Origin of the sequence: Escherichia sp. WS1265, from assembly GCF_046487585.1 — a bacterium.
In the GTDB taxonomy this organism is placed as follows: domain Bacteria; phylum Pseudomonadota; class Gammaproteobacteria; order Enterobacterales; family Enterobacteriaceae; genus Escherichia; species Escherichia coli.
This window is the reverse complement of the sequence record NZ_JBJQJE010000013.1, coordinates 29,224-42,147: the sequence shown is the minus strand read 5'-3', so window position 1 is coordinate 42,147 and position 12,924 is coordinate 29,224. Positions and strand designations below refer to the sequence as shown.

The 12,924-nt window shown below is 52.7% G+C and carries 6 protein-coding genes and 3 tRNA genes; 4 read left to right on the top strand and 5 right to left on the bottom strand.

Annotated elements, in window-relative coordinates:
- Nucleotides 1-25: 25 nt before the first annotated feature.
- Nucleotides 26-1,123 (bottom strand): murein transglycosylase A, encoded by a 1,098-nt coding sequence (mltA, locus tag ACJHX3_RS14115; RefSeq protein WP_000678646.1) that lies wholly within the window; start codon nucleotides 1,121-1,123, stop codon nucleotides 26-28.
- A gap of 208 nt (nucleotides 1,124-1,331) precedes the next feature.
- Between mltA and ACJHX3_RS14110 the strand changes: the two genes are divergently transcribed.
- The 3 genes from ACJHX3_RS14110 (at nucleotide 1,332) to ACJHX3_RS14100 (ending at nucleotide 1,629) form a co-directional block, all read left to right on the top strand.
- Nucleotides 1,332-1,408: transfer RNA gene (locus tag ACJHX3_RS14110), tRNA-Met, on the top strand.
- Between the two features lie 33 nt (nucleotides 1,409-1,441).
- Nucleotides 1,442-1,518: transfer RNA gene (locus ACJHX3_RS14105), tRNA-Met, on the top strand.
- Nucleotides 1,519-1,552: 34 nt separating this feature from the next.
- Nucleotides 1,553-1,629 (top strand) — tRNA-Met (locus ACJHX3_RS14100).
- Between the two features lie 74 nt (nucleotides 1,630-1,703).
- Here the strand turns inward: ACJHX3_RS14100 and amiC are convergent.
- On the bottom strand, nucleotides 1,704-2,957 hold the full coding sequence (gene amiC, locus ACJHX3_RS14095; RefSeq protein ID WP_000016907.1) for an N-acetylmuramoyl-L-alanine amidase AmiC: 1,254 nt from the start codon (nucleotides 2,955-2,957) through the stop codon (nucleotides 1,704-1,706).
- A gap of 231 nt (nucleotides 2,958-3,188) precedes the next feature.
- On the opposite strand from amiC, the gene argA reads away from it, so the two are divergent.
- Nucleotides 3,189-4,520 (top strand): amino-acid N-acetyltransferase, encoded by a 1,332-nt coding sequence (gene argA, locus ACJHX3_RS14090; protein ID WP_000237947.1) that lies wholly within the window; start codon nucleotides 3,189-3,191, stop codon nucleotides 4,518-4,520.
- A gap of 61 nt (nucleotides 4,521-4,581) precedes the next feature.
- Here the strand turns inward: argA and recD are convergent, their stop codons facing one another.
- From recD to ptrA, 3 genes are read right to left on the bottom strand one after another with little or no spacing between them, the layout of a single operon-like run.
- On the bottom strand, nucleotides 4,582-6,408 hold the full coding sequence (recD, locus tag ACJHX3_RS14085) for an exodeoxyribonuclease V subunit alpha (RefSeq protein ID WP_000775943.1): 1,827 nt from the start codon (nucleotides 6,406-6,408) through the stop codon (nucleotides 4,582-4,584).
- Nucleotides 6,408-9,950, bottom strand: a complete 3,543-nt coding sequence (gene recB / locus ACJHX3_RS14080) for an exodeoxyribonuclease V subunit beta (protein WP_094308510.1) — start codon at nucleotides 9,948-9,950, stop codon at nucleotides 6,408-6,410. The genes recD and recB overlap by 1 nt, the downstream gene beginning before the upstream one ends.
- Nucleotides 9,943-12,831 carry a pitrilysin gene (ptrA, locus tag ACJHX3_RS14075; RefSeq protein ID WP_094308511.1) on the bottom strand — a complete coding sequence of 963 codons (2,889 nt, stop codon included), beginning with the start codon at nucleotides 12,829-12,831 and terminating at the stop codon, nucleotides 9,943-9,945. The genes recB and ptrA overlap by 8 nt, the downstream gene beginning before the upstream one ends.
- Nucleotides 12,832-12,924 lie beyond the last annotated feature (93 nt).

Below are 12,924 nucleotides of genomic sequence, written 5' to 3'. Positions count from 1 at the left end.
TAAAAACGGCATACAGAATATCACATCAGCCGCTAAAGACGTTACCTGCGCCCGGAGCCGTTTTCAGCACCCAGACACGTCCATAGTGGTTGTACCAACCTGCGCGGTGCCCGGCTTCCGGCCCGATCCCTTGATAGATATCGAAGTGTTGGCCTTTGATTGCGCCACCGACATCCAGCGCCACCATCAGACGCAGTTCATACTGACCGTTAAATTTGCCGTTATTATCCAGCAGCGGCACTTCTGCCAGCAAGGTAGTACCTGGCGGAATAATTGAACGATCGGAGGCAACAGAAGCACGGCCAACCAGCGGCACCGCACTTGCCCCTTTCACCGGTGCAAAAGATTGCGGTTTAAAGAAGACGAAAGACGGGTTCTGTTCCAGCAGCTCGCGAACCTCGGCTTCACTGTGTGTTTCACCCCAGTGACGAATCGCCTGCATCGACATATCTTCTTTTTTCACTTCGCCACGGTCAATCAGCACCTTACCAATACTGCGATATGCATGACCGTTTTTCCCTGCATAGCTGAAAAAGTTAAGCGGACTGCCATCACCAAAGTCGATATACCCACTACCCTGCACATCCATAATGAAGTTATCCATCAGGGAGTTACTGTAAGCGAGAATATATTTATCACTCAATGCCCCCGCGTAGATCTCCGCACGAGACGGCAGACGACCACGTTTTGGCGGCATACGGTAAATAGGATACTGGAACTCGCCCTGGCGGGTATGGCGCGCCTGAATTACCGGCGTGTAATAGCCTGTAAACTGCACGTTACCATAGTTGTCGGCACCTTCCATCTGCCAGGCATCAATGCCGAACTGGCGCATATTGCGGGTATCACCGCCTGCGCGCAGCCACTCTTGCACCGCGTTATAAACATTACTCTGGTTGCCATACAGACGCGGTGACGAATTACGAATATGATTAATTTGCTCGGCAAAATCACCGGCGTTAATCGGCGCGCCAACGGCATCTGGCTGGTTCACCAGAGAGAAAGGCTGGGTAAATTTCCCGTCTTTATATTGCTGTCCGCGATCGGTTGGTTTGGAAGAGCAGGCGGCAAGCATTGCCACAACCGTGCCCATAAGAAGGTACTTTACCCAACGTCCTTTCATTGTTCTCTTCTTCAGGTTAAAAAATAAGGCGCAACGAAGATAACAAACCACCGCGTTTAATGAAATGAGCAGCCTCTCCCTGACGCAAATTTTGCACAAAAAATAGGCTTTAGTGATTTGTTTTTGTTCAAAATCATGCCGAATCCGTGATCGGGTTAAAAAAAAGGTTGCATGAAAACGCGAGCGGAGTATAGTGCGCATCCACGGACGCGGGGTGGAGCAGCCTGGTAGCTCGTCGGGCTCATAACCCGAAGGTCGTCGGTTCAAATCCGGCCCCCGCAACCAATTAAAATTTGATGAAGTAAAGCAGTACGGTGACGCGGGGTGGAGCAGCCTGGTAGCTCGTCGGGCTCATAACCCGAAGGTCGTCGGTTCAAATCCGGCCCCCGCAACCAATCAAAATTTGATGAAGTAAAAGCAGTACGGTGACGCGGGGTGGAGCAGCCTGGTAGCTCGTCGGGCTCATAACCCGAAGGTCGTCGGTTCAAATCCGGCCCCCGCAACCAATTATTGAACACCCTAACGGGTGTTTTTTTGTTTCTGGTCTCCCATAAAAAAAGCGCCATTCAGCGCCTTTTTATCATCCCCTTCTCGCCAGCGTCGCCCCATCGGCAAAATACGCTTTAATCCCCGCAAGAATAGACTCCGCAACTTCCTGCTGGAAAGTCGCCGTTTTCAGTTTACGTTCTTCCTCAACGTTACTGATAAACGCCGTTTCGACCAGAATGGAGGGAATATCTGGTGCCTTTAGTACGGCAAACCCGGCCTGTTCAACTTGATTTTTATGCAGCTTGTTGATTTTACCGAGCTTATTCAGCACCGCTTTACCAAACTTCAGGCTGTCGGCAATGGTCAGCGACTGCACCATATCGAACATGGTGTGGTCGACATAGCGGTCACCGCTTTTGCTCACGCCACCAATCAAGTCCGAGGCGTTCTGGGTTTGTGCCAAATATTTTGCCGCAGTACTGGTTGCACCTTTGGTTGAGAGCGCAAACACAGAGGAACCGCTCGGCTGACGACTGGTAAAGGCGTCGGCATGGATAGAGACAAACAGGTCGGCACGCTGTTTCTGGGCTTTTGCTACGCGCACTTGCAACGGAATGAAGATGTCTTCATTGCGCGTCATGTACACCTTCATATTGCCCTCTTTCTCGATCAGAGAGCGCAGACGGCGAGCTATTTGTAATACCACGTCTTTTTCGCGCGTTTTGTATTTCCCCACCGCACCGGAGTCTTCGCCACCGTGGCCAGGGTCAAGCATAATGACAATCGGACGATCGCGCCCTGCTTTACCCGGTTGTGGACCACTTTGTGCTGGCGGCACCTGCTTTTCGAGGTCGCCTTTGTTGTAATCCTCCAGCAGCGCCAGCAGCGGGTCCTGCATATCCTGTGCATTGGCCGGATAGAGGTCCATCACCAGACGCTCTTTAAACCCGGCGACCGGCGCAAGGGCAAACAGCTGCGGTTTTACGTTTTGCTTTAATTCAAAAACCATGCGTACGGTTTGCGGGTCAAATTGCCCGACGCGCGCCGACTTAATGAACGGGTCGTCTGCACGAATTTGTGCCGCCATCCCCTTGAGTACCGAGTTCAGGTTTACATCTTCGATATCCACCACCACGCGTTCCGGGTTACTCAACGCGAACTGCTTATATTTCAGCTGACGATTTGATTCTACCGTCACGCGGGTGTAGCTGGACGCAGGCCAGACGCGCACCGCCACGACCTGGCTGACCGCAGCCAGACTGACCTGACTTACGCTCAATAGCCACATGGCACCCGCGCCTTGCAGTAAACGACGACGGCTGATTGCAGTGTTGGATCCTGACATGCCTCTCCCGAGCAAAAGAAATCTAAGCTGTGTAACAAGTAAACGACTAATTTGACCGGAAACTTTAGCGAAAGACGCATAATCTGTCATCTAATAAACGGTAAACATTCTTTTTATATTCACGGCATTACTGATAAAAAAGTCGCTCTCGCATAAAATTTACACTTGCACCCTGCGAAAAAACAGAATAAAAATACAATAATTTCGAATAATAATGCAAATAGGTGTGCCGTGGTAAAGGAACGTAAAACCGAATTGGTCGAGGGATTCCGCCATTCGGTTCCCTATATCAATACCCACCGGGGAAAAACGTTTGTCATCATGCTCGGCGGTGAAGCCATTGAGCATGAGAATTTCTCCAGTATCGTTAATGATATCGGGTTGTTGCACAGCCTCGGCATCCGTCTGGTGGTAGTCTATGGCGCACGTCCGCAGATCGACGCAAATCTGGCTGCGCATCACCACGAACCGCTGTATCACAAGAATATACGTGTGACCGACGCCAAAACATTGGAACTGGTGAAGCAGGCTGCGGGAACATTGCAACTGGATATTACTGCTCGCCTGTCGATGAGTCTCAATAACACGCCGCTGCAGGGCGCGCATATCAACGTCGTCAGTGGCAATTTTATTATTGCCCAGCCGCTGGGCGTCGATGACGGCGTGGATTACTGCCATAGCGGGCGTATCCGGCGGATTGATGAAGACGCGATCCATCGTCAACTGGACAGCGGTGCAATAGTGCTAATGGGGCCGGTCGCTGTTTCAGTCACTGGCGAGAGCTTTAATCTGACCTCGGAAGAGATTGCCACTCAACTGGCCATCAAACTGAAAGCTGAAAAGATGATTGGTTTTTGCTCTTCCCAGGGCGTCACTAATGACGACGGTGATATTGTCTCCGAACTTTTCCCTAACGAAGCGCAAGCGCGGGTAGAAGCCCAGGAAGAGAAAGGCGATTACAACTCCGGTACGGTGCGCTTTTTGCGTGGCGCAGTGAAAGCCTGCCGCAGCGGCGTGCGTCGCTGTCATTTAATCAGTTATCAGGAAGATGGCGCGCTGTTGCAAGAGTTGTTCTCACGCGACGGTATCGGTACGCAGATTGTGATGGAAAGCGCCGAGCAGATTCGTCGCGCAACAATCAACGATATTGGCGGTATTCTGGAGTTGATTCGCCCGCTGGAGCAGCAAGGTATTCTGGTGCGCCGTTCTCGCGAGCAGCTGGAGATGGAAATCGATAAATTCACCATTATTCAGCGCGATAACACGACTATTGCCTGCGCCGCGCTCTATCCGTTCCCGGAAGAGAAGATTGGGGAAATGGCCTGTGTGGCAGTTCACCCGGATTACCGCAGTTCATCACGGGGCGAGGTTCTGCTGGAACGCATTGCCGCTCAGGCGAAGCAGAGCGGCTTAAGCAAATTATTTGTGCTGACCACGCGCAGTATTCACTGGTTCCAGGAACGTGGATTTACCCCAGTGGATATTGATTTACTGCCCGAGAGCAAAAAGCAGTTGTACAACTACCAGCGTAAATCCAAAGTGTTGATGGCGGATTTAGGGTAAGCGATGAAAATCGCCGGATGCGACATGCGTAACACCCGTGCGTCGCATCAGGCAATTACGTTTATTCCCGCGAACTAAACAATGCCGCCAGACCACTGCGCCGCTCAGTGCGCGTGGCGATTGCCGCACTTAATATGCGCTCATCGGCATACAGCGACAGACGGCGACGCGCGCGGGTCACCGCGGTGTAAACCAGCTCTCGTGTTACTACCGGCGTGCGTTGGCTCGGTAAAATCAACGCCGCATGGTCGAACTCCGATCCCTGCGATTTATGTACCGTCATCGCCCACGTCGTTTCGTGCTCTGGCAAGCGACTCGGTTGCACAGACTTAATATTGCCGTCCGGCATCGCAAACCAGACGCGCGTCCCCTGCCCACGATCCAGAGCGATACCGATATCGCCATTAAACAACCCAAGCGCGCTGTCATTACGGGCAATCATCACCGGTCGGCCTTCGTACCAACGAGAGTGCGGATTACGATGAATTTTGCGCTTCTGTTGCATAAACTGCTCAATTCGCTCATTCAGTCCAGCCACGCCAAACGGCCCTTCCCGCAGGGCGCACAAAAGCTGGTACTCATTGAACGCCTGAATGATTAAATCCGGCTCGGCACGCGCTTGCAGCAGATCCAGATAACGTCCGTAACCCGCAAGAGCTTCCTCAAGCATCGCAATATAATCTTCGCCGCTCTGTAAAAGCCGTTTTTCGATATCAGAAAAATCCTGCTGAAAAACGGTTTTCACTGCCGTTTTATCACCACGGTTGATCGCCGCAGCTAACTGACCAATGCCAGAATCGCTGCCGAAACGATAGCTTTTTTGCAGCAGGCAGAGACTGTCGCGCAAAGATGCCGCTTCTGTGCCAGTTCCTGCCGGAACGTGAGTTCCCGTCAGGCGGCTTAGCTGCCCGGCACGCTCGGCGGTAAAGCCGGCATTGGCATAAGCACAAATATCGCCCAGCACAGCCCCAGCCTCAACCGAGGCCAGTTGATCACGATCGCCGAGAAAGATCACTCGCGCATGATCGGGCAAGGCGTCTATCAGTCTCGACATCATCGGCAGATCGATCATTGACGCTTCATCTACCACCAGCACATCAAGATGCAGCGGGTTACCGGCATGATGACGTAAACGCTGGCTACCCGGCTGTGCACCCAGCAATCGGTGCAAAGTACTGGCATCTTCCGGAATGCGTTTCTTTTGTTCATCGGTCAGCGGTAACTGTCGCAAAGCCTTGCCGAGAGATTCGGTTAAGCGCGCGGCAGCTTTACCCGTTGGTGCAGCCAGACGGATACGGCAGCGTTCGCCGTCGGCCATTTGAATTAACGCTGCCAGCAACTTCGCTACGGTGGTCGTTTTACCGGTGCCAGGGCCGCCGGAAATCACCGAGATCCGCCGCGTCAGCGCCACTGCCGCCGCAACTTTTTGCCAGTTAATTTCATCGCTTACTGGAAAAAGTTTGTCCAGGGTTTGCGCCAGTAGAGCTTCATCAACCTCAATGGCATGATTCACTTCGTTGAAAAAGCGTGCCACTGTGCGCTCGTTACACCACATGCGATTCAAATAAAGACGATCACCACAGAGGATCATCGGCGTTGGTTCATCTCCCCGGCTGACCGCTTGTGAAGCCAGCAAGCATTCTTCCCAATTTTGTAACTCACCGATTTCACTGACACAGGTCGCCAACAGCGGATGCGACGCCTCGTTATTTTCCAGTCGTGAGAGCGGTAAACAGACATGCCCTTCTCCGGCGTCGTGGCTTAACAGGGCTGCCGCGAGGGTGACGGCAGGATGTTCATCTCCCGCCACGGTCAGGGCAAACTGCACGTCCAGCGGGCGTAGCTGTTTGTGCTCCACAGCTTCCAGTAATTGCTTTTGCAATTTCATTACGCCTTCTCCAGGGTCATACCGGCAAACATCTCATCCATCAGGTCAATCAACCCGGCGTTGGGTCGGGTTGTGTAAATCCCCTGTTGCGGATGTTCTTTATCAACACCACGCAGGAACAGATAAATAACGCCGCCAAAGTGGCGCTCATAGTCGTAATCAGCAATGCGATGGCGCAGATAACGGTGCAGCGCCAGGGTATAAAGCTGATATTGCAGATCATAGCGGTGCGCCTGCATTGCCGCTGCCATAGCCTGTTGGGTGTAAGCCGAACTGTCTTCACCCAGCCAGTTGGATTTATAGTCGAGCAGGTAATAACGCCCTTCGTGGCGGAATACCAGATCGATAAAGCCTTTTAACATGCCGCGTACCTGCATGAACTCCAGCGGCGGGCAGCCAGCGGATAGCGGATCAAACTGGCGAATTAGTGCATCAAGCTGGCTGGCGATGAGCGGTTCACTAATCGGCAGGTAAAACTCCATCTCCACCTGTTTATCGCGGTCGGAAAGTTGATTCAGGCTAACACCCGTTTCATTGAGAGGTGCCTGGAGGACAGCCGTGATCCACTCGGTCAACACTGGTTCCCACTGCGATTCAAAGCCGCCGAGTTCCAGTTTTTCCTGTACCCAGTTCGGGTCAACCGACTGGGTAAAATCGAGGTCTTCAAACAAACTGTGCAAGAATGTCCCTGGTGACGCACCGCGCGGGAACTGATGCGGTGTTAACGTCGGTTCTTCAACGACGCTGACCACGCCTGCGGCATCAACATCCAGCCGTGGCATCAGATCCTGAGCGATACCGTGACCACGCTGCTGCAAACCGGAGTAGCTGGTGACACGCCAGTTATCGCCGGGCAATCGTTGTAGCGTCCTCGCATTCAGTTCTGCAGTTAAAGCATCATTAACCTGCCAGGGCTGGTTATCACCCGTTTGTGCCGTTTGCCAGGCAATATCATCATCGCATAACGCTTCAATACAGGTGCGAAGCCCTGCCGCATCTTGCGGTTCCCCTTTTTGCAGCAAACGCCCGAGCGCACTTTGGTGGACGTCGGTATCACCTTTTTTATCGCCACGACGGCGCACCAGCGGTGCAACGCCGAGACTGCAATGCCAAACCGAACGCGTCAGCGCCACGTAAAGCAAACGCAGATCTTCCGCCAGACGTTCGGCCTCCGCGAGGTCGACGCTTTCTGGCGCAGCATTAAGATCCAGAACTGCCTCAAACGAGTGGCGATCGTGATAAAACGCCTGATCCTGGACGCGGAAATTGGTGATAAACGGCAGCCAGACCAATGGATATTCCAGCCCTTTCGATTTGTGGATCGTGACAATCTGCACCAGATGTTTATCACTTTCGAGGCGCATTTGTTGGCTGGAGGCATTACTGTCTGGCTCGAGGATATGTTGCGATAACCAGCGTACCAGCGCATGTTCACTTTCCAGCTGCGTTCCGGCTTCTTGTAGCAATTCGCTGATATGCAAGATATCGGTAAGACGCCGCTCACCGCCTGCCGTTGCCAGCAAGTTTTCTGCAATGTTACGCGCCGACATCAGCGCCCGCAGCATCGGCATAACGCCACGTTTGCGCCAGATTTGCCGATAACCATCGAACTCTTCGACTACCGCATCCCACGCATGTTCGTCATTATTCAGCGTTTCAATATTCAGCGCATTCAGCCCCATCATTGACGTTGCCAGCGCACTGCGCAGGGTGTTCTCACGTTCGGGCGTCATCACCGCCTGCAACAGCCAAAGCATCTCCTGCGCTTCCAGAGTTTCAAAAACACTGTCGCGGTTCGAAAGGTAAACGGAAGGGATTTCCAGCAGCGTTAAGGCATCGCGCACCTGAGCGGCCTCCTGGCGGCTGCGCACCAGCACGCTGATGTCCGAAGCACGCACCGGACGCGCTTCGTCGCCGTTCATCAGCAACGCTTCGCCCCGCTGTCCGGCTTGTAGCCAGTCGCGGATTTGCGCAGCACATACCTGCGCCATGGTACTTTGATAGTCGCCAACGCCGCAGCTTTCGCCTTCCATCAGCCACATTTTCATCGCAGGCTGCGTTTCACCTTTAAATACAAAACGTAACGCCTGATTTTTCCTAGCTGATTTCACTGGAATAAACGGTATTTCGCGAAACATGAAAGCGTCATCAGTCTGGCTGAAAAGCTTGTTCACACTGTTCACCATTCCTGGTGCGGAGCGCCAGTTGGTGTCTAAAGTGTAGTGGGCGTGAACTTCGCTACGCGCCTTCATATAAGTGAAGATATCCGCACCCCGGAATGCATATATGGCCTGTTTCGGGTCGCCAATCAGCAACAATGCGGTTTCCGGCTGATGGTGCCAGATACGGCGAAAAATTCGGTACTGCTGGGGGTCGGTATCCTGAAATTCATCGATCATTGCCACCGGGAATCGCGTACGGATCGCCGCTGCCAACACCTCGCCGCTTTCGCTACGCAGCGCGGAATCGAGCCGACTTAACATATCATCAAAACCCAATTCGCCACGGCGGCGTTTTTCACGCGCTACTGTTTCGCGGATCTCAGCCAATGCGCGGGTGATCACCAGATCACGGATCGACAATGGTTCTGCAAGCAGTTGATCGATCGCCTCAAACAGTGGATGTCGCGGGGTTTCCCCCCCGGCTTTCGTGCGATCTTCTAAGAAACGCTGAGAGAATTTTTCCAGCGACTCCGGTAACTGATAACTGTTGGTCTCTTCTTCTGCCCAGGCGCTGATCTTGTCGATCCATTTAGCCTGATTGCTACGGTTAAACTTGCGTCGATCAATACCAGAAGATTCGATCAGCGCATCCAGTTCACCCACTGCGTCGCGCCACTGCTGTTTTACGGCGTCGATACGCGCCACAATTTGCGCGTGGCGGGAAGCCAGCGTTTCATCATCGGGCGGCGGTGCTTTGATAACCGGTGCTTCGCCTTGCAGATAACGATTAATATCGCGCAGCAACGCCTGCGGCCCTTTCCAGGTTTCAAAGACCACCTGGGCAATTTCACGCGGCAGCGGGTAGCAGTGGCGACGCCAGAAATCGGCGCAGGCCTGGTAACGTAGCAGAGACTCATCTTCAATCAGCTGCTGCTCAAACAGCATGCCGGATTCAAAGGCATTCAGGTTGAGCATGCGCTGGCAAAAACCGTGAATAGTAAAGACTGCCGCTTCATCCATCTGCCGTTCGGCTAACAACAACCACTGCGCGGCTTGCGCTTTATCGTCGATCTCTTCCAGCAGGCGTTCGTACAGTGGATTGTCGGTGGTTTCACGCAGACAGGCGATGCGCAACTCGTGGATATTGCTACGGATACGACCGCGCAATTCTGCCGTGGCAGCCTCGGTAAAGGTGACCACCAGCAGTTCTTCAACGGTCAGCGGGCGGGGAAAGGCGGCAGAACCGCCTAGTCCAAGTAACAGGCGCAAATAGAGCGCCGCAATCGTAAAGGTTTTGCCTGTGCCGGCAGAGGCTTCAATCAGGCGCTCGCCCTGTAAGGGCAAGCGCAAAGGATCTAGTGTCTCGGCGACATCACTCATTCTTTTCACTCATCAGGGGCATTGTTTGCTGCAACGCGCTGACGTTCTCCCACACTTTCCAGCCTTCAGGATGCACATATTCGGCTTTCCCGTTCTGGCTGCCGGAAATCTGCGACAGAATAGCCATGCCTTGCGGCTCGACCACCGCCTGATGGAAGAAATCAGCAAGTTTTTGCGGCGTCAGCAGTTTTATCTGGGCCACGATTTTATCACGCGAATCGAAGCGCATATTGCCGCGATCGAAATCTTTACTTAACTTCGATGCTTCTTCGCCGAGCGTTTGCGGTGCCTGCAGCATCTGGGTTATTACCGCCTGCTGGATTTGCGCAAACTCTTCTGGCTTCATCGTCCGCAATTTTGCCTCTGCGGTTGGGAAAAACGCCTTGTAACGCTCCCACAAGAATGAAGGCTGTTTATCATTGCTTTGCAACAGGAAGCCCATGCCCCACTGACGCCCCACGCTCATTGGAAACGCAAACACGGCATAGCCCAACTGTTCTTCGGTACGCAACTGATTGTAGAACCACGGCTGTACGATCTGCCCCAACAGAGAGCTATAGGCTGAGCTGGTGTATTCATCGTAGCCAGTCGGTACAAATACCGCTGCCAGTGCGGAGTCGGTGCTGTTACCGGCTTTTTCAAAGATGACAGATTGTTTTTTATCGACCACGACATCTTTGTTACGACACCACTCCGAACCATCAGCGCCCAACTGTTTTTGCACATCGCGTGCCAGCGTTGTTGCCTGGGCTTCGGTCATGTTGCCAATAACCATAAACTCTGGTCGAGCCCCTGATTTTAAGGCGTCGCGATAGGCCAGCACCTCTTTCAAAGTGATTGAAGGCAAAATTTTGCGCCGTTCATCTCGCGAGAAGTACGGCACTTGCGAGAGCATCTGCGCGGGCATAATCGCCTGCTCGAACGCTTTGCCCTTTTCTGCGGAATCCATCATCTGGTTATACCAGGACTTCGCCTGCTCAAGCTGATCTTCCGTAGCGGTATAGCTAAAGTAGCCCTCCAGCAGAGCCTGGAACAGCTGCGGCAGGCGCTGGGTGTAACCATTGGCATTAACCATAAGGCCGTTGTTAGCATTGGTGGAAAAACTTATGCCACCAACCGACGCCTGGTTGCTTAACTGATCAAGCGCCAGCCCTGCGAGATAATCATTGAGCGCAAACATCACCTGATTGCGGGCGCTATCCATGGCTTTCGGATTACGCAAAATCAGGCTGACATCAGCTTTGGGTTCGCTGGAAAAATAACGGCTTGGCGCATAGACCACACGCAGATTCGACTCATCAACAATAAGCTCTGGATGGTCATATTTCTTCTCTGACTTAATCAGCGAGAAATCGTCAGGAATATAGGGGTTAAGCTCTGGCAAAGAGAGCGCAATGTCGGCGGCTTTTTTCTGCCAGTCAGCGAAAGTTTGTGCGCTAATTTTATCGACCTGATACGGCGCATCGACAAAGTAAGCCGTTTTGTTGTGCGGCTCTTTCGGGCTGATATACCAGATACGCGCATTCTGCGGCGTCATCATCGCCAGGCGTTCTTTTACTGCTTTAGCGTCGTACCGATCGGCAATATTGACTGCATCCAGCGTATGCTCAACAGGAACGCGAATCATGGTATCTGCCAGCCATTCGACGTAATCCATATCACGGGTGATTGACGGATAACGAAAGTCGATATCCAGCACATTCGCCAGTTCATCGAAGTATTGTTTATCAATCCCTTTTTCGCGTAACAGATTGAGGTAGCTAAAAATGGCCGCCACAACCTGATCGCGATTCGCCAGACCTTTATCGGTTAAAGACGCAGAGATCGCTAATACGCCGCTGTTGCCGTTGACGATAGGATCGGAATTGGCGCTAATGCCCTCAACTAATCCCTGCTTTTGCAGCCAGTCAGAAAGTGTACCTGGGCTGCGATTACCGATCAGATAGGTAATCAATTCATCCGTTTTACTACGGAACTTCGCTGAATTGTTATCGATGCGAAACTCAACGCGCAGAACTTTACGCGGCAGCGCCGGGACGTAATGAATGATAATGCCCTTTTGCGCGTCGGTGACTACCGGCACGGTGATTTCCGGTTTTTTGCTCTCTTTGTTCGGCACGCGACCAAAGGTGTCCGCCGCCATTTTTGCCAACTCCGGCAGCGGTTTATTGCTGTAAATAACCGCCTTCATCAGATTGGCGGAATAGTACTTCTCGTGGAAATCTTTCAGCGCCTGCTGTACCGGATTTCCGGGTTTGTCGCTTAAAGTTTCGAGGTTACCACCAGAAAACTTTGAACCGGGGTGTGCCGGGTTAATGGTTTCTGCGCTGACCTGTGCCATGCGCATCCCGTCACGCGTACGCGCCATGGTTAATTCGGCATTCACTGCATTACGTTCACGTTCGGCGTATTTCTTGTCGAGCAAGGGTTCTGCAATAGCGTCCGCCAGGCGGTCTACCGCACCGGGCAAGGCGTCGTTCTCAACTTCCAGATAGAAAGCCGTGCGATACGGTGCCGTGCTGGCATTGTGACTGCCGCCGTGCATTTTGAGATATTCGGACAGACTGTCAGCCTGCGGGTACTTTTTCGACCCCATCAGACTCATATGTTCAAGGTAATGTGCCAGCCCCTGGTACGCCTCGGGATCTTCCAGCGACCCAACGGGCACCACCAGCGCCGAGAGCGATTTAACCGCCTGCGGATCAGAAACCAGCAAGACCACCATACCGTTATCCAGACGTATAGCCTGATACTGGCGGTTATCTTTATCACTTTTACGGATGGTTTCCTGAATCGGCTGCCATCCCGTTTCTGCCTGACTTAAGGGTGCCCAAAGGGCAACAAACAACAATAATGCTTTGAACCAGGTGCTGCTGGGCATTCACGGACCTCATAATCAACTTTATTTTCTGGCCAGATTCAACAGGTTAACGCAAATCATCTGCCAGAATTTAATCTTGTGCTGCACGAGTCA